Source organism: Actinacidiphila acidipaludis (assembly GCF_019890725.1).
Taxonomy (GTDB): domain Bacteria; phylum Actinomycetota; class Actinomycetes; order Streptomycetales; family Streptomycetaceae; genus Actinacidiphila; species Actinacidiphila acidipaludis.
In genome coordinates this window covers 1-17,046 of the sequence record NZ_JAINZZ010000100.1, presented here as the reverse complement: position 1 = coordinate 17,046, position 17,046 = coordinate 1, and the positions used below count along the sequence as shown (strand labels likewise).

Genomic DNA, 17,046 nt, shown 5'->3' with positions numbered 1-17,046 from the left:
TCCTACGGCTTCGTCCTGCACGTCTTCGTCCACTGCTGCCCCGGACCGGACCGGGCTCACCACGAGCCCGCGAATGTGCCCCGGAATGGCAGCATAGGCGTCTGCGGCGGCGGCTCCCGGCCAGGACGCAGCATCGGCCCCGACGAAATATTACTCGCCAGTAGTACACCGTCGCGGGCGGACGGCCGCAAGGTTCACGCACGGTGAGGTGGCCGACGCCGGGGCAGGACGAGGGGGCGGGAGAAGGGTTCCGCGGTCAGCGCGGCAGGCGGTGGAACCCGCCCGAGTGGTACAGCAGCGGGCCGCCCGGGCCGTGCGGGTCGCCCGCCACGGCCTCGGCGACGACGATCCGGTGGTCCCCGGCCGGGACGCGCCCGACCACGCGGCCCACGAGCCAGGCGGCGACGCCGTCGAGCACCGGGACGCCGTGCGGGCCGCGGGACCACCCGGTGGCGGGTCCGAAACGGTCGGCGCCGCTGCGCGCGAACAGAGCGGCCAGTTCCTCCTGGTGCTCACCGAGTACGTGCACGCCGACGAAGGACGCCTCGGCGACGGTAGGCCAGCAGGACGATCCGACGCTGATGCCGAAGGACAGCATCGGGGGCTCGGCGGCCACCGAGGTGAGCGACGTGGCGGTGAAGCCCACCGGCCCCGCGGGTCCCGCCGCGGTGACGACCGCGACGCCGGCGGCGTGGCGGCGGAACACCGAGCGGAAGACGGCCGGGTCGAGCCGGTCGCCGGCCGGGTCGAGGGAGTCCCTGGAGGCGGGGACGTGCGGCACGGTGTGCGTGCCGTTCTCCGTCGGGCGGCGGGAAGGCGTGGGGTCGTGGTCCTGTTCGTGGACGGAGCCGATGTCGGTCGTGGCGGTCACCGAAGGTCCTTCTGCAGCGGGTGGGTCGTGCGGCCTGCCGGGCCGGCGGCTCAGCAGCGCGGACACCACGGGTGCGCGCCGCGGCCGAGGCCGGCGCGGGTGCGCACACGCGGAAGGGAGTCACGGGACATAACGTCAGAGTGACGATTCGGACCGTGCCACGTCAAGCGCGGGCCGGAAGATGGAATGTCCATCACATCGCGGACCGGGCCGACCTCCTGCCCCGGCGACGGGCCGGTCAGGTGCCGCGGCTCCACCGGCGGCCGAAAAACGTGTCCGCCCCGGGACGTCACGCCGGCTGCACCGCGGCACCCAGGGCGGCGATGACATCCGCGCGCCGAGGCTGCCCGGACGCCCTGCGGACGATCGCCCCCTGCGCGTCGAGCACCAGCACGGTGGGCGTCTTGAGGACCCGCAGCCGGCGGACCAGGCCGAGCTGGGCCTCGGCGTCGATCTCCACGTGGCGCACGCCCTCGACCATGCCGGCGACGTCGTCCAGGACACGCCGGGTGGCGCGGCAGGGCGCGCAGAAGGCGCTGGAGAACTGCACGAGCGTGGCCCGCTCCCCCAGCGGCCCGCCGAGTTCGGCCGCGGTCAGCCGCTCACGGTCGTCGTCCGGCACTCCGTCCTCCCCTGCGTCGGGCCTGCGTCCGGTCGGTCTGCGTCCGGTCTCTTTCGGCCAAGGATCTCAGGATGCAGCGTCGCGGCGGCGGCGTTGATTCCCCGGCGGCTCATCCGGCGTCAGGCCGGGGACTCCGTGCGCGGACCGGCCGGCAGTTCCGTGGGCAGCGCCAGGCGGGTCCGGTCGGGGGCCTCGCGCAGCGCGGCCAGCACCTGCGGCGCGGGCGCGGCGTGCACCCATGGGGAGTCGGCCTCGCCGAGGGCGGGCCGCACCGGCCAGGCCAGTTGCTCCTGGTCCAGCGAGAACCGCGCGTCCACGACTCCGGGGATGTTGCCGCGGACGTCGATCCGCGCCCAGCGCGTCCGGCCGGGCAGCAGGATCGCGTTCAGTCCGTGCAGGACGGCTCCGGAGCCGTCGTCCTCGGTGAGGCGCTGGTAGCAGAGTCCGGCCGGGATCCCCTCGGCCCGCAGCAGCGCGGCCAGGGCGTGCGACTTGGCGTGGCAGATGCCGGTGCCCAGGCCGAGCACGTCCGAGGCGCGCCAGGTGACGCGCCGGTCCCCGCTGTCGGCGGAGTGCGGGATCGTGTCGCGCACGAACGTGAACGCCGTCCGCGCATACTCATACGGCGTGGAGGCGGTGGCGCGCAGTCGGCTCGCGGTCTCCCTGACCACTGGGTGCTCATGGTCGATGGCCTCGTCGGCCGCCAGATAAGCGGCCGGTTCGGTGGTCACGGGGATCGGCTCCATGGCTTGGAGCCTAGGCGACCACCGGCCCGGCATCAATGCATTTACATATCACCGCATATTCATGCGACCATACGGAGTTCGCCGGCTCTCAGGCGCTCATCTCCTCGGCGATGGCGGCCGCGAAGCCGTCCACGTCGGCCTCGGTGGTGTCGAAGGCGCACATCCACCGCACCTCGCCGGTCGCCTCGTTCCAGAAGTAGAAGCGGTAGCGCTTCTGCAGCCGCTCGCTGACCTCGCGCGGCAGCATCGCGAAGACCGCGTTGGCCTGGACCGGCCGCAGCACGGTCACGCCGTCCACCGCGCGCACCGCCTCCGCGAGCCGGCGCGCCATGGCGTTGGCGTGCGAGGCGCTGCGCAGCCACAGGTCGCCCGCGAGCAGCGCCTCGAACTGCACCGACACGAACCGCATCTTGGACGCGAGCTGCATCGACATCTTCCGCAGGTAGCGGATCGAGCGGACCCGCTCCGGGCTGAGGACGACGACGCACTCGCCGAGCAGCAGGCCGTTCTTGGTACCGCCGAAGGACAGCAGGTCGACGCCGGCGTCGGTCGTGAACGCGGCCAGCGGCACGCCGAGGGTGGCCGCCGCGTTGGCGATGCGGGAGCCGTCCATGTGCACGGTCATGCCGAGCTGGTGCGCGTGGTCGCAGATCGCCCGGATCTCTTCGGGCGTGTAGCAGGTGCCCAGTTCGGTGGTCTGGGTGATCGAGACGACCTGCGGCTGGGCGCGGTGCTCGTCGTCGAAGCCGTAGGCCTGCCGGTCGATGAGCTCCGGCGTGAGCTTGCCGTCCTCGGTGGGCACGGTGAGCAGCTTGAGGCCGCCGACCCGCTCGGGCGCGCCGCACTCGTCCACGTTGATGTGCGCGGACTCGGCGCAGACGACCGCGCCCCAGCGCTCGGTGACGGCCTGGAGAGCGGTCACGTTGGCGCCGGTGCCGTTGAAGACCGGGAACACCTCGGCGGTGGGGCCGAAGTGCGCCCGGAAGATCTCCTGCAGGTGGGCGGTGTACTCGTCCTCGCCGTAGGCGACCTGGTGGCCGCCGTTGGCGAGGGCGATCGCGGCGAGCACCTCGGGGTGCACTCCGGCGTAGTTGTCACTGGCGAACCCGCGGATCCGCGGGTCGTGACGCCGTACGGCGTCGGTGGCGAGCTGCTCGGTCACGGTCGGGGCGTCAGCCACTGTCGGGTCCCGTTCACTTCCTTGGGGCTTGCGTTCCAGACGTCGGCGACGGCCTCGGCGAGGTCGCGGACGTCGGTGAAGCCGGCGAATTTGGCGTTGGGGCGTTCGGCCCGCATCTCATCGTGCACCAGCGCCTTGATCACCAGGACGGTGGCCGCCGCGGTCGGGCCGTCCTCAGGACCGAGCTTGCGGAAGGAGTCGCCGAGGGCGAGGGTCCACGCCTCCGCGGCGGCCTTGGCCGCGGCGTAGGCGGCGTTGCCCGCGGTGGGGGCGCTCGCGCCGGACGCGCTGATCAGCACGTACCGCCCGCCGGGGCTGCGCATCAGACCGTCGTGAAAGGCCAGCGAGGTGTGCTGGACGGTACGGATCAGCAGCCGGTGCAGCGTGTCCCAGTCGGCCAGCTCGGTCTCCGGGAAGGACGCGGAGCCGCGCCAGCCGCCGACCAGGTGCACCAGGCCGTCGACCCGGCCGTGGTCCTTCTCGATCCGGGACGCCCAGTCCTGGGTGGCCTCCAGGTCCAGCAGGTCCACGATCTCACCGGTGATGTCCGCGCCGCCCGCGTCGTACCGGGCGGCGTCGACCGCCTCGGCGAGGCGGTTGGGGTCCGCGTCCGCGGCGATCACGTGGCCGCCGGCCCTGGCGAGCCGCTGGAGCACCGCGCGGCCGGCCGGTCCGCCGGCACCGGCCACCGCGATCACCGCGCCGTCGAGCCCGCCTGCGTAGGTGTCCGTCGTCATGTCCGCCTCCTCGCCCGCACCGGTCATGCGGCGCCCCGCAGCGCGCTGTCGCCGGTGATGCCCTTGGTCGAGGCGATCACCTCACGGAGCTTCTTCGCAAGGGCCTCGTAGAACATGCTGAGCGGAAACTCGTCCGCGAGCACGTCGTCCACCAGCTTGCGCGGCGGGAGCGACAGGTCCAGGGCGTCCGGGCCCTTGGCCCAGACCGAGCCGGGATGCGGGGAGAGATACGTCGCGACCAGATCGTAGGCGGCGAACCAGTGCACGAGCTTGGGGCGGTCGATGCCGTCCCGGTACAGCGTTTCGATCTCGGCGCAGAGCTGGTTGGTGACCTGCGGTGCGCGCTCCCAGTCGATGTGCAGGGTGTTGTCCGTCCAGCGTACGGCGTCGTGCTTGTGCAGGTACGCGAAGAGCAGCTGGCCGCCGAGCCCGTCGTAGTTGCGGACCCGCTCGCCGGTGACCGGGAAGCGGAAGAGCCGGTCGAAGAGGATCGCGTACTGCACGCCCAGGCCCATCGGGTGGCCCTCGGCCTGCAGTTTGACGGCCTCCTTGAAGCTCGTCAGGTCGCAGCGCAGCTCCTCGAGGCCGTACATCCAGAACGGCGCGCGCTGCTTGATCATGAAGGGGTCGAACGGCAGGTCGCCGTGGCTGTGGGTGCGGTCGTGGATCATGTCCCAGAGCACGAAGGTCTGCTGCGCCAGCTCCTGGTCCTCGACCAGGCGGGCGGCGTCCTCAGGGAGGTCCAGCCCGAGGGTGTCGACGGCGGCGGCGGTCACCGCGCGGAAGCGGGCGGCCTCGCGGTCGCAGAAGATCGCGCCCCAGGTCCAGCGCTCGGGCGCCTGCCGGACGGCCACGGTCTCCGGGAAGAGCACCGCGGAGTTGGTGTCGTAGCCCGGGGTGAAGTCCTGGAAGGTGATCGGCACGAAGAGCGGGTTGTCGTACCGGGTGCGCTCCAGCTCGGCCAGCCAGTCGGGCCACACCACGTCGAACACCACGGCTTCCAGGTTGCGGTCCGGGTTGCCGTTCTGGGTGTACATCGGGAAGACGACGAGGTGCTGCAGGCCGTCGCGGCGGTCCTGGGCGGGCTGGAAGGCCAGCAGCGAGTCGAGGAAGTCGGGGACGCCGAAGCCGTCGTCGGCCCAGCGGCGCAGGTCGGTGACCAGGGCCCGGTGGTAGCCGGCGTCGTGCGGCAGCTCCGCCGAGAGCTGCTCGACGGCGTCGACGACGCGGCCGAGCGTCATGGCCGCGTCCTCGCGGCTCGGCGCGTTCTCGGCGTCGAAGTCGATCGAGCCGTCCTTCCGCTGCCACGGACGGATGGCCTCGACGGCCTGCTTCAGCACTGCCCACTGAGGGTGGTTGGTGACTCCATCGCCGGACGTCCCGCTCTCACCGTGCGCCTTCGGCAAAAGAATTTCACTCATGACCCCTCCTCCACAAAAGAACTTGTCGTCCAGCCCACCGTATCCGTGCGCCCGCCTCGGGATCAAGGGGAGCTGGTGCAGATCGTTCGGCAGTCATGGGGTCAGGCCGACTTTTTTCCTGCGAGTTCGCCGGAACGGACGAGGAAAACGTGCAGAATCCCGCCAGAGCAGGTAGGGGGATCTTTCAGTCGGGCGGGCCACGCCCGGGCGACGCGACCCCGGCGCGTCACGGCGTGTTCGGCCCGGCGTCGCCCGCGCTCGCTAGGGTGCGGACCATGAGCTTCCTCACCGTCGGTCACCGTGGCGTCATGGGCGTGGAACCGGAGAACACCCTGCGGTCCTTCCGCCGCGCCGAGCGGGCGGGCGTGGACCAGATCGAGCTCGACCTGCACCTGAGCAAGGACGGCGCGCTCATCGTGATGCACGACCCGGACGTGGACCGCACCACCGACGGCAGCGGCGCCATCCGCCACCTGACCCTGGAGGAGATCCGGGGCCTGGACGCCGGGCTCGGCGAGCGGGTGCCGGTGTTCGAGGAGGTGCTCGACGCGGTGGAGCGGCCGCTGCAGGCCGAGATCAAGGACGTGGCGGCGGCCCGGGTGCTGGCCGGGGTGCTCGGCGAGCGGGGCGTGGTGGACCGGGTGAGCGTGCTGTCCTTCCACGACGAGGCGCTCGCCGAGATGCACGTGCTGCTGCCGGAGGTGCGCACCGTGCTGGTCGCCAGCGACCTCGGGCCGCACATCGTGCCGCGCGCCCAGGCGGTCGGCGCCCGGCTGGTCAGCCTGGACCTCACCCAGCTCAACCAGGACACCGTGCGGCGCTGCCACGCGGCCGGGATCGCCGTGATGGCCTGGACGGTCAACTCGGCGCAGGACTGGGCCCTGGCACGGGCCCTCGGGCTGGACGGCGCCGCCACCGACCTGCCGGAGGAACCGGCCGCTTAGCCGGCGCCCGCCGGACGGATCCGCCCGCTGCCGCGGCCGGCCGGCTTCAGAGCCGCTTGGTGAGCAGTTCGAACTCCAGGTCGTCGCGGGTCGGCTGCCCGAACCGCTCGTCGCCGTACGGGAAGGGGCTGGTCTGCCCGGTGCGGGTGTAGCCGCGGCGCTCGTACCAGGCGATCAGGTCCTCGCGTACCGAGATCACCGTCATGTGCATCTCGGCGACGCCCCACTCGTCGCGCGCGAACCGCTCGGCCTCGGCGATGATCTGCTTGCCGAGACCGGCGCCCTGGAGCGCGGGGCGCACCGCGAACATGCCGAAGTAGGCGTGCGGGCCGCGGTGTTCGAGCTGGCAGCAGGCGACCAGTTCCCCGGCGCTCTCCACCGCGACGAGCCGGCTGTCCGCCTTCTCGATGACGGCGAGCACGCCCTCGGGGTCGGTCCGCTGCCCTTCGAGGATGTCCGCCTCGGTGGTCCACCCGGCCCGGCTGGCGTCGCCCCGGTACGCGGACTCGATCAGGGTGACGAGCGCGGGGACGTCCTCGCGGGTGGCGGCGCGGAAGGTGGGCTGAGCGGCGAGGTCCATGGCCGCCACCCTACCGGCCGCCCTCCCGGCGGCCGCGGGCCCGGCGCTCGCGGGGGAACGGGGCGCGCGGCCGGGTCGCGCCGCACTACCCCGGGTACTTCCGTGCGCGTGGGTGTGCGCCCTCGGGCGCGGGCAGTCCTCAGGCGGACGACCGCGGAGGGTGCGCGACGGCGCGCAGGGACGGGGGGCAGCGATGCACGGACCACCGCTGGTGTCCTGGCTGCTCGTGGCACTGAGCACCGCCGCGGCCGTCTCGTGCCTGCTGCGCGGGGAGGCCAGGGACGAGGCGCTGACCGGGGCCGGCATGGCCGTCATGGCCGTGCCGTTGTCCGTGTTCGACCCCGGGCCCTGGGTGCCGCCGCTGCTCGCGGCGGTCTTCACGGGAGCCGCCCTGCACTCCGTGGTCCGCCGCCGCACCCACCGCGTGCACCACACCGTGTGCTCGGCCGCCATGGCGTACATGGCGCTGGCCATGACGGGGTCCGGCGCCGCGAACGACGCCCACGCGGGCCACCACGCCGCGGGCAGTCCCGCGCTCACCGGGGTGCTGCTGCTCTACTTCGCGGGATACGTCCTGCTCACCGGAACCCGTGTGGCCGGTGCGACACCGCACGGCGGCCTGAGCGGTGCGGGTTCGGCCCACCTGCCGCCCGCAGCCCGGCCGACGGCCCACGGCTCGCCGGCCTCGCCCGCCTCCCCGACAGCCCCGCCCGTGCCGCATCGCGGCGCACCCGGCGTCCGGCTGCGGCAGTCCCCGGAAGTCGCCCTCGCCTGCCGCGTGTCGATGGCTCTCGGCATGGTCGCGATGCTCCTGCTGATGTGAGCCCGGTGCGACGGCGCCCGCCGCCGACACGTCCGGCCACGGCGTCCGAACCCGGCGGCCGGCCCGTTCCCGCCGCCGCACCGACACGTCCCGTGAGTCATGCGTCACATCGCGTCGGGTCCCGTACCCGTAACTGGCCGCCGTCCCTAGGCTGATCGCCATGACGGTCGCGATCGTGCTGCTGGTCCTCGGCGCACTCGCGGCGGCGACGGCGCCGCGCCTGCTCTCCCGTGCCGACTGGCCGGAGCGCGAACCGGTGCTGGCCCTGTGGGTCTGGCAGTGCGTGGTCGCCGCCGTGCTGCTGTGCTGCGTGCTGGCCATGGCACTCGCCGGTTCGGCCGCCTGGGCCGCGGTGCGCGGCAACCTCTTCGCCTACGCGCCGCACGGCGTCGTCGAGGCCTACGGGCTGTCGGAGTACGGCCGCTGGGCCGGCTGGCTCGCGGGCCTACTCGCGCTGGGCGGTGTGTGGACGGCCGCCATGCTCACCCGCGAGGTCTGCTCGGCGCGCGCGGGCCGCAGCCGGCGCCGGGCGGAACTGCGCGTCCGCGCGCCCCGGTTGCCCGGCGAGACGGTACCGGCCGGCGAGCGCCTGGTGGTCCTGGAGGACGGCCGCCCGGACGCCTGGTGGCTGGCCGGCGCGGAGGGCCAACTGGTCGTCACCACCGCCGCGTTGCGCCGGCTCAAGGGCCGCCAGCTCGACGCGGTGCTGGCGCACGAGCAGGGCCACGCGCGCGCCCGCCACGACGTTCTGCTGCACTGCGCCGGTGCCCTGGCCGGGGGCTTCCCCCAGGTTCCGGTCTTCGCTGCCTTCCGCGACCAGGTGCACCACCTCGTCGAGCTCGCCGCGGACGACACCGCCTCACGCCGCTTCGGCCGCCTGACGACCGCCCTCGCGCTCGTCGAACTCAACGAGGAGCGCGGTGCGTTCGGCCATGCCCCGGCGCCGCTGGGCGCCGTCGAGGGGCGCGTGCACCGGCTGCTGGACGCGGCGCCGCGGCTGCCGCTGGGCCGCCGGCTGCGGGTGACCGCGTGCGCGCTGCTGGTGCCGGCCGTGCCGCTGGTCGTGGCCTTCGGACCCGGACTGCACGCCCTCACATGAGGGGTCCGCAGACGCGGTGCACACCGGCCGCGCGGCAGGCGAGGAGCGGGGCGGCGGAAGCGCCGCGGGACGGAACCGGAACCTCCGGCGCGGGCCGGCACAGACCGGGGCGCTGTCCCCGCGGGAGACGCGCCGGAGGCCGGGGCAGTGGTGGGGGCGCTTGCTGCGGCGGTCGGACCGGCCGGAACGGCATCTGACGGCCGAGTACCGGCCCCGACGATCCCCCGCGTCGCCGGGGCCGATACTCGTCCCCTTCCCTCCGTGGACCGTGGTCCGGAGGGCCGCGCTGAGTATATTGGCTGCGAGCCAGTCAACGCAGGAGTAAAGCATGTCCCCTCGAAGCGCTTCCGTCAATGAAGCCATGCGTCAGCGGTCGCGCGAGCGGCTTCTGCAGGCCACCGTGGAGCTGGTGGAGGAACGCGGCTACGAGGCCACGACCTTGGGGGACATCAGCCAGCGCGCCGGGTCGGCCCGCGGCCTGGTGTCGTACTACTTCTCCGGGAAGCGGGCTCTGCTGCAGTCCGCGGTGCACCGCCTGATGAACATGGAGCTCCAGGCCGCGCTGGAGAGCGAGCCACCGACCGACGACGGCGACGAGGTCCTGGCGCGGGCGATCGACGCCATCCTCACGCTCACCCAGACGCACACGACGCTGATGCGCACCCACATGGCCTCGATCCTCCAGGAGGAGGGGTTCATCCAGTGCCCCGAGCAGCAGCGCCTGGCGCAGCTGCTGCGCAGCGCGGTGGAGCGGTGGGGCGCCGAGGATCCCGACGAGGAGTATCCGCTGCTGCGGGCGCTGCTGATGGGCGCCACGGTCGCCCTGCTGCTGCCGGGCGCGCCGATGCCGCTGGCGCGGCTGCGGGCGGAGCTGTTCCAGCGGTACGGACTGCGCTGGTCGGCCGGCCGGCCGCCGGCGGGCGCGGTGGGGACGGTGCAGGCGGCCGGGGCGGAGCCGCGGGCCGGACTGGTGGCCGGCGTGGGGCTGGAGCCGGCCGCGGAAGTGTGAGCCGCGGGGCCTCGCGCGGGTCGCGGGGCGTTCGGCGGTGCCAGCCGCCGGGTCAGGTGCCGGCGAGCCGGCTCTCCTGGGCGTCGGCGGCGGCGAGCACCCGGTCCAGCAGGCCGGGGAACAGCGCGTCGAGGTCGGCCCGGCGGAGCGCGTTCATCTTCGACGTCCCGCGGTAGACCTGGCAGATCACCCCGGCCTCGCGCAGCACCCGGAAGTGGTGGGTGGTGGTGGACTTGCTGACCGGGAGGGGCACCTCGGAGCAGGCCACCTCGCAGCGGGCCGCGGCCAGTTCGCGGACGACCGTGAGCCGCATGGGGTCGGCCAGCGCGTGCAGCACCTCTTCGAGCCGGATGTCGGCCGTGTCCGGGTGGTCCAGCACGCGGCCCGCGGCCGGGGCGCCGTCCGGAGGGGCCGCGGGGTCCGGGCGGGCGGCGGTGGCGGGGCCGGTGGCCGAGGGGGTCATGAAGACCATATTACGACGTCTCTCGTAGTTTGACAGATGCCGTACTACGACGCTTATCGTAGGAGGTGGCGCACCCGTACCCGCCGCCGTCCCGTCCCGTCCCCACCCTTCACGAGGAGCGTTCCGTGAGCGGACTGTTCGAACCCATGGCCCTGCGGTCCCTGACGATCCGCAACCGCGTCTGGATGGCTCCGATGTGCCAGTACTCCGCGGCCTCCGCCGGCCCCGAGCAGGGCGTGCCGCACGACTGGCACCTCGCGCACTACGGCGCGCGCGCCGCGGGCGGCGCCGGGCTGATCCTCACCGAGGCCACCGCGGTCTCCCCGGAGGGCCGGATCAGCCCGGCCGACCTCGGCATCTGGAACGACGTCCAGGCCGAGGCGTTCACCCGGATCACCCGGTTCGTCAAGGAGCAGGGCGCGGTCCCCGGCATCCAGCTCGCCCACGCGGGCCGCAAGGCGTCCACGGACCGGCCCTGGCGCGGCGGCGCCCCGCTGTCCGGCGGCGAGGAGGGGTGGCAGCCGGTCGGCCCGAGCGCCGTGCCGTTCGCCGAGGACCACCCGGTGCCCACCGAGATGACGACGGCGGACATCGCCGAGACCGTGGAGCAGTTCGTGGCCGCCGCCCGGCGGGCGCTGCGGGCCGGCTTCGAGGTCGCCGAGCTGCACGGCGCGCACGGCTACCTGATCCACCAGTTCCTGTCCCCGCACAGCAACCACCGCACCGACGGCTACGGCGGCCCGTTCGAGAACCGCATCCGGTTCGCCCTCGAGGTGGTCGACGCCGTGCGCGCGGTGTGGCCGGACGAACTGCCCCTGTTCTTCCGCGTCTCGGCCACCGACTGGCTGCCCGAGGGCGGCTGGACCCCGGACGAGACCGTGCGGCTCGCCAAGGAGCTGCTGGTCCGGGGTGTGGACCTGCTGGACGTGTCCACCGGCGGCAACGCGGCGGGGGTGCGGATCCCCGTGGGTCCCGGCTACCAGGTGCCGTTCGCCGCGCGGATCAAGGCGGAGACCGACCTGCCCGTGGCGGCGGTCGGCGAGATCACGCACGCCCGCCAGGCCGAGACGATCCTCACCACCGGCCAGGCGGACGCGGTGCTGCTGGCCCGCGAGCTGCTGCGGCAGCCCACCTGGCCGCTGCAGGCGGCGCGCGAACTCGGCGTCTCCGCGGGCGCCGCGGTGCCGCAGCAGTACGCCCGCGCGTACCCGCGCCCCACGGTCTGACGGTCCCGGGGCGGGCGGACCGGGCACCGGCCCGGATCCGTCCGCCCCGCGGCTCCACCTGCGACGACGTCGGCAGCGGAGCCATTGTCAGTGGCGGGGTGCAGACTCTGTGATGTCGGACACATCGCATCGCGGAGGTGAGGACGTCATGGACGACGTGCTGCTCGCAGTGGGTACGCAGAAGGGGCTGTTCCTGGGCCGGCGGCGCGGCGGGGGCTGGGAGTTCAGCGGGCCGAACTTCCCGATGCAGGCGGTGTACTCGGTGGGGATCGACACCCGCCGCGCGGTGCCGCGGCTGCTGGCCGGCGCGGACAGCTCCCACTGGGGTCCGTCCGTCTTCCGCTCCGACGACCTCGGCGAGACGTGGCAGGAACCGGCGAAGCCTGCCGTGAAGTTCCCCGAGGACACCGGCACGTCGCTGGAGCGGGTCTGGCAGCTCCACCCGGCCGGGCCGGCCGCGCCGGGCGTCGTCTGGGCGGGCACCCAGCCGGGCGCCCTGTTCCGCTCGGAGGACGACGGCGAGACGTTCGACTTCGTGCGGAGCCTGTGGGAGCACCCGCAGCGCGCGCAGTGGGCGGCCGGGTTCGGCGGCCAGGCGGTGCACACCGTCGTCACCCACCCGTCCGACCCCGACCTGGTGACAGTCGCGGTGTCCACCGGCGGGGTCTACCGCTCCAAGGACGGCGGCGCGAGCTGGGAGCCGTCGAACTCCGGCGTGCAGGCCACCTTCCTGCCCGAGGAGCAGCGCTACCCCGAGTTCGGGCAGTGCGTGCACAAGGTCGCCCAGGACGCGGTGGATCCGGACCGGCTGTACCTGCAGAACCACGGCGGGGTCTACCGCAGTGACGACGGCGGCGCGAAGTGGAACAGCATCGCCGAGGGCCTGCCGGCCGACTTCGGCTTCGCGGTGGCCGCGCACAAGCACCGCGGGGACGTGGCCTATGTGTTCCCGCTGAGCGCCGACGCCTACCGGATGCCGCCCGACCACCGCTGCAGGGTCTTCCGCACCGAGGACGCGGGCGTCACCTGGACCGGGCTGTCGGAGGGCCTGCCCGAGGCGCCCTCGTACGGCGTGGTGCTGCGCGACGCCATGTGCACCGACGACGCGGACCCGGGCGGGGTGTACTTCGGCAACCGCAACGGCGAGGTGTACGCCAGCGCGGACCAGGGGGACAGCTGGGAACTGGCCATCTCCCACCTGCCCGACGTGCTCTGCGTACGGGCGGCCGTCGTGTGACCGCGGCCATCGTCTGAGCGCGGCCGCCGTCCGACCGCGGCCGCGGCCGGACGGCGGCGACGGGGGCAGGCACTGACGGGCGGCGCCCTGCCGTGGAGGGCGGCTGAGCCCGATCCCCGTCCGCAGCACGGCCGTTGAGCCAGTAGAGTGACGGACCGTGACTGCGCGACCCTTGCACGAGATCGTCGAGGCGGGCTGGGCGAAGGCGCTCGACCCGGTGGCCGACCGGATCGCCGCCATGGGGGACTTCCTCCGGGCCGAGATCGCCGCCGGCCGCACCTACCTGCCCGCCGGGCCGAACGTCCTGCGGGCGTTCCAGCAGCCCTTCGACGACGTGCGGGTGCTCATCGTCGGCCAGGACCCCTACCCGACGCCGGGGCACGCGGTCGGGCTCAGCTTCTCGGTCGCCCCCGACGTGCGGCCGGTGCCGAAGAGCCTGCAGAACATCTACCGGGAGCTCGTCGACGACCTGGGCGTCCCGCGCCCGTCCGACGGCGACCTGACGCCGTGGACACGGCAGGGCGTGCTGCTGCTCAACAGGGCGCTGACGACCGCCCCCCGGGACCCGGGCGCGCACCGCGGCAAGGGCTGGGAGCAGGTCACCGAGCAGGCCATCCGGGCGCTGGCCGCCCGGGGCCGCCCGCTGGTGTCGATCCTGTGGGGCCGTGACGCGCGCAACCTGCGGCCGCTGCTGGGCCCGCTGCCGGCCATCGAGTCGGCGCACCCCTCCCCCATGTCCGCGGACCGCGGTTTCTTCGGCTCCCGCCCCTTCAGCCGCACCAATGAACTCCTGGCCCGCCAGGGTGCGGAGCCGGTGGACTGGCGCCTCCCCTGACCGTGCGGCCCTTCGGTACGCTTCCGGCGTGACGACGCATCCGAACACCCCGGCCGGCTGGTACGCCGATCCGCAGGGCACTCCGAACCTGCTCCGTTACTGGGACGGCTCCCAGTGGACCGAGCACACCAACCCGGGTCAGGTGCCGCAGCAGGCCCAGCCGGGCGGCGGGAACGCCTGGGAGCTGAACGTCAGCGGCGCCCCGGACCCGTCGAAGATCCAGCGGCAGGTCCAGCAGCAGGCCGGCATCGCGCCGACCGGCTTCGGCGGCGGCACCCTGTTCACCGAGCCGATCCTCGTGGTGAACCAGAAGGCCAAGCTGATCGAACTCGTCAACGAGTACAGCGTGTTCGACCAGAGCGGGCGCACCCTCGGCTCCGTCGTGGAGGTCGGCCAGAGCACCGCCAAGAAGGTGCTGCGCTTCGTCTCCAGCGTGGACCAGTTCCTCACCCACAAGCTGGAGGTGCGGGACGCGCAGGGCCAGCCGCAGCTCGTGCTGACGCGCCCGGCGAAGTTCATCAAGTCCAAGGTGCTCGTGCACCGGGCCAACGGTGAGCCGCTGGGCGAGATCGTGCAGCAGAACGCGATCGGCAAGATCAACTTCGCGTTCATGTACAACGGCCAGAAGATCGGCGCGATCAAGGCCGAGAACTGGCGTGCCTGGAACTTCGCCATCGTGGACCACACGGAGACGGAGATCGCCCGCATCACCAAGACGTGGGAGGGCCTGGCGAAGACGATGTTCACCACGGCCGACAACTACGTTCTGCAGATCCACCGCCCGCTCGCCGACCCGCTGCTGAGCATGGTGGTGGCCTCGGCGCTGACTGTGGACACGGCGCTCAAGCAGGACTCCCGCGGACTGGGCTGAGCGTGCCGACCTCGGACTCCGCGTGGGTGCTGGGCGTCGACTCGGGCGCGTCCGGCGTGCGGGTCGCCCTCGCCCCCGCCGCGGACGGCGGCGGGCCGGCGGCGCGGGCCGCGGAACCGCGCCCCGCGCTCACCGGTGACCGCGGGATCGACGCCGCGAGTCTGCTCGGCCTGGTCACCCCGCTGGTACGGGAGTTGATGCGGGCGGCTGGCGTGACCCGGATCGGGACCGCGTGCGTCGGCGCCGCCGGCATGGCCACCCTCGGCGAGGACCTGCGGGCCCGGCTGCCGGAGGCGTTCGCCGAGGTGTTCGGCGTGCGGCGGCTGGCGCTGGCGGGCGACGCGGTGACCGCCTACGCGGGCGCACTCGGGCTGCGGCCCGGAGTCGTGGTCGCCGGCGGCACCGGCATGATCGCCCTCGGCGTCTCGACCGACGGCACCCGGTGGCGGCGCGCGGACGGCTGGGGCCATCTGCTGGGCGACGCCGGCGGCGGCGCCTGGATCGGCCGCGAGGGCCTGGACGCGGCGCTGCGCGCGCACGACGGCCGGGCCGGCGGCTCCAAGGCGCTGCTGGCGCGGGCGGAGGAGCGTTTCGGCCCGGCGGCCTCACTGCCGGGCCAGGTGTACCCGCGGCCGGACCGGCCCGCGTTCCTCGCCGCGTTCGCGCCCGAGGTGGCGCGGTGCGCCGCCGAGGACCCGGTGGCGTCGGACATCCTGCGGCGCGCGGCCACGCACATCCTGGAGACCGCGGCGGCGGTGCGCCCGGGCCCCGGGCCGGTCGACGTGGCGCTGACGGGCGGGCTGTTCAAGATGGGCGAGCCGCTGCTGGCGCCGCTGCGCGACCAGGCGGACTGGCTGCTGCCGGAGGCGGAGCTGTGTCCCGCGGCCGGCGACCCGCTGGACGGCGCCGTGCTGATCGCCGGCGCGCTGCACCGCTCGGCGCTGACGCTGCCCGCCGACCCGGCGCTGCTCACCGTGGCCGGAACCGCGGAGGGGAGCCGGCCGGCGCCGTAGCCGTGGCGACTCACTGACAGCACTGACATCACGAACAGCACTGGCAGCGCTGGTAGCACTGGTGGCACTGGCAGCACTGACGCCACCGAGACCGCGGCCGCCGGCCCGCCGGAATCAGCCCGGCCGCGAGGCGGTGACGCGGACGGTCCGTCACCATCCCTCCCGCCCCGGCCGATCGGGCGATTCCGGGACAACCAGCGCGTATCGCGCGACGCCTCCGACACGTCCGCCCCACCCGCCCACCGGGCCACGCCGGATTCCGCAACGCGTCCACGGGGCCCCGACCCGGGGGACCGGAAGCGGACCCGGGACTCTCATGTGTACAGGTCAGACTCGGTTGATGACCGAACGTGTCCGACGGGGCCTCGGGGAATCGGACAGTTCCGGACAGCTGCGGCCTTCCTCGAACCCGCGCGAACATCCGCACGGGTCAAGGCGTTAGCATGCGACGCCATGAGCACTGCACCAGGGCCCTCCTCCGGCCTCCCCGTACGCATGCCGCGTCCGCGCCAGCCCGGACGACACCGCCGCCCGGAGGCGCTGGCCGCGCCGGAAGGTGCCCCGGCGCTGGTTCTGGCCGTTCCCGGCACCCCGACCGCCGCGGCGCTCAGCCTGGCCGAGGAGGTCGTGAGCATCGCGCGCTCCGAGCTGTCCGGCCTCGATCCGCGGATCGCGTTCGTCGAGGGCGAGGACACCGACGCCGACGGCGGCGCCGAGGACTTTCCGTCGCTGCGCAGCGTCCTGGACCGGGTGGCCGCCGAGCGGCCCGGCGACGACACGTCGGCCGTCGTGGTGCCGCTGCTGGCGGGCCCCGAGGCCTCGGTGCTGCGGCGCGTCCGCCAGGCCATCGCGGACAGCAAGGCGCAGGTCGAGCTGACCGAGGTGCTCGGCCCGCACCCGCTGCTCGCGGAGGCGCTGCACGTGCGGCTCTCCGAGGCGGGTCTGGCGCGTGCCGACCGCGCCCGGCTGTTCACGGTGGCCACCGCCGCCGACGGCATCATCCTGGCCACCGTGGGCGGCGAGGAGGCCGCGCAGGCCGCGGGCGTCACCGGTCTGCTGCTGGCCGCCCGGCTCGCCGTGCCGGTGCTGGCGGCGGCGCTCGACGAGGACGGCTCCATCGCGCAGGCGGCGGAGCAGCTGCGGTCGTCGGGCTCCACGACGCTGGCTCTGGCGCCGTGCCTGATCGGCCCGGAGATCGCCCCCCAGCTGCTGCACACCGCGGCCGCCGAGGCCGGCTGCTCGGGCGCGGACGCGCTCGGCCCCTACCCCGCGGTGGGCAAGCTCGTGGTCACCCAGTACGCGACGGCGCTGGGCATCGCCCAGCAGATGCCGCAGGGCGCGCAGACCCACTAGCAGGAGCCGGACACGC

The 17,046-nt window shown here is 73.9% G+C and carries 18 protein-coding genes; 10 read left to right on the top strand and 8 right to left on the bottom strand.

From position 1 onward, the window contains the following. Positions 1 to 256: 256 nt before the first annotated feature. The 6 genes from K7862_RS36075 to K7862_RS36050 all read right to left on the bottom strand — a co-directional run bounded on the left by K7862_RS36075 (position 257) and on the right by K7862_RS36050 (position 5,577). On the bottom strand, positions 257 to 781 hold the full coding sequence (locus K7862_RS36075) for a flavin reductase family protein (RefSeq protein ID WP_222969817.1): 525 nt from the start codon (positions 779 to 781) through the stop codon (positions 257 to 259). 379 nt (positions 782 to 1,160) lie between these two features. Further along, a complete protein-coding gene (locus tag K7862_RS36070; protein WP_222969815.1) occupies positions 1,161 to 1,493 on the bottom strand; it encodes a TlpA family protein disulfide reductase in 333 nt (110 codons plus the stop codon). Positions 1,494 to 1,612: 119 nt separating this feature from the next. Beyond that, a complete protein-coding gene (locus tag K7862_RS36065) occupies positions 1,613 to 2,239 on the bottom strand; it encodes a transglutaminase-like domain-containing protein (RefSeq protein ID WP_222969813.1) in 627 nt (208 codons plus the stop codon). Positions 2,240 to 2,327: 88 nt separating this feature from the next. Then, the gene (locus tag K7862_RS36060) at positions 2,328 to 3,419 is read right to left on the bottom strand and encodes a threonine aldolase family protein (protein WP_222969811.1); all 1,092 of its coding nucleotides are present in this window, start codon (positions 3,417 to 3,419) and stop codon (positions 2,328 to 2,330) included. Beyond that, entirely contained in the window at positions 3,398 to 4,156 is a 759-nt protein-coding gene (locus tag K7862_RS36055; RefSeq protein ID WP_272493250.1) for an SDR family NAD(P)-dependent oxidoreductase, read from the bottom strand. The genes K7862_RS36060 and K7862_RS36055 overlap by 22 nt, the downstream gene beginning before the upstream one ends. A 23-nt stretch (positions 4,157 to 4,179) precedes the next feature. After that, complete coding sequence (locus tag K7862_RS36050; RefSeq protein WP_222969807.1) at positions 4,180 to 5,577, bottom strand: DUF6421 family protein; 1,398 nt, start codon at positions 5,575 to 5,577, stop codon at positions 4,180 to 4,182. A gap of 275 nt (positions 5,578 to 5,852) precedes the next feature. Here K7862_RS36050 and K7862_RS36045 point away from each other — a divergent pair, with 275 nt between their 5' ends. Next, entirely contained in the window at positions 5,853 to 6,521 is a 669-nt protein-coding gene (locus K7862_RS36045; protein WP_222969805.1) for a glycerophosphodiester phosphodiesterase, read from the top strand. A gap of 46 nt (positions 6,522 to 6,567) precedes the next feature. Here K7862_RS36045 and K7862_RS36040 read toward each other — a convergent pair whose 3' ends face one another. Further along, entirely contained in the window at positions 6,568 to 7,101 is a 534-nt protein-coding gene (locus K7862_RS36040; protein ID WP_222969803.1) for a GNAT family N-acetyltransferase, read from the bottom strand. A gap of 193 nt (positions 7,102 to 7,294) precedes the next feature. Here K7862_RS36040 and K7862_RS36035 point away from each other — a divergent pair, with 193 nt between their 5' ends. The 3 genes from K7862_RS36035 to K7862_RS36025 all read left to right on the top strand — a co-directional run bounded on the left by K7862_RS36035 (position 7,295) and on the right by K7862_RS36025 (position 10,032). After that, positions 7,295 to 7,924 carry a DUF5134 domain-containing protein gene (locus tag K7862_RS36035; RefSeq protein WP_222969801.1) on the top strand — a complete coding sequence of 210 codons (630 nt, stop codon included), beginning with the start codon at positions 7,295 to 7,297 and terminating at the stop codon, positions 7,922 to 7,924. 160 nt (positions 7,925 to 8,084) lie between these two features. After that, complete coding sequence (locus tag K7862_RS36030; protein ID WP_222969799.1) at positions 8,085 to 9,023, top strand: M56 family metallopeptidase; 939 nt, start codon at positions 8,085 to 8,087, stop codon at positions 9,021 to 9,023. 328 nt (positions 9,024 to 9,351) lie between these two features. Then, positions 9,352 to 10,032, top strand: coding sequence for a TetR/AcrR family transcriptional regulator (locus K7862_RS36025; protein WP_222969796.1), 681 nt, complete (start codon positions 9,352 to 9,354; stop codon positions 10,030 to 10,032). 52 nt (positions 10,033 to 10,084) lie between these two features. Here K7862_RS36025 and K7862_RS36020 read toward each other — a convergent pair whose 3' ends face one another. After that, entirely contained in the window at positions 10,085 to 10,495 is a 411-nt protein-coding gene (locus K7862_RS36020; protein ID WP_222969794.1) for an ArsR/SmtB family transcription factor, read from the bottom strand. 125 nt (positions 10,496 to 10,620) lie between these two features. Between K7862_RS36020 and K7862_RS36015 the strand changes: the two genes are divergently transcribed. The 6 genes from K7862_RS36015 to K7862_RS35990 all read left to right on the top strand — a co-directional run bounded on the left by K7862_RS36015 (position 10,621) and on the right by K7862_RS35990 (position 17,030). Next, positions 10,621 to 11,721, top strand: coding sequence for an NADH:flavin oxidoreductase/NADH oxidase (locus K7862_RS36015; RefSeq protein ID WP_222969792.1), 1,101 nt, complete (start codon positions 10,621 to 10,623; stop codon positions 11,719 to 11,721). Between the two features lie 148 nt (positions 11,722 to 11,869). Then, entirely contained in the window at positions 11,870 to 12,958 is a 1,089-nt protein-coding gene (locus K7862_RS36010; RefSeq protein WP_222969790.1) for a WD40/YVTN/BNR-like repeat-containing protein, read from the top strand. Between the two features lie 157 nt (positions 12,959 to 13,115). Next, the gene (locus K7862_RS36005) at positions 13,116 to 13,793 is read left to right on the top strand and encodes a uracil-DNA glycosylase (RefSeq protein WP_222969788.1); all 678 of its coding nucleotides are present in this window, start codon (positions 13,116 to 13,118) and stop codon (positions 13,791 to 13,793) included. Positions 13,794 to 13,821: 28 nt separating this feature from the next. Further along, on the top strand, positions 13,822 to 14,664 hold the full coding sequence (locus tag K7862_RS36000) for an LURP-one-related family protein (RefSeq protein WP_222969786.1): 843 nt from the start codon (positions 13,822 to 13,824) through the stop codon (positions 14,662 to 14,664). Between the two features lie 2 nt (positions 14,665 to 14,666). Next, complete coding sequence (locus K7862_RS35995) at positions 14,667 to 15,677, top strand: N-acetylglucosamine kinase (RefSeq protein ID WP_222969785.1); 1,011 nt, start codon at positions 14,667 to 14,669, stop codon at positions 15,675 to 15,677. Positions 15,678 to 16,130: 453 nt separating this feature from the next. Next, positions 16,131 to 17,030 (top strand): sirohydrochlorin chelatase, encoded by a 900-nt coding sequence (locus K7862_RS35990; RefSeq protein ID WP_222969783.1) that lies wholly within the window; start codon positions 16,131 to 16,133, stop codon positions 17,028 to 17,030. Positions 17,031 to 17,046 lie beyond the last annotated feature (16 nt).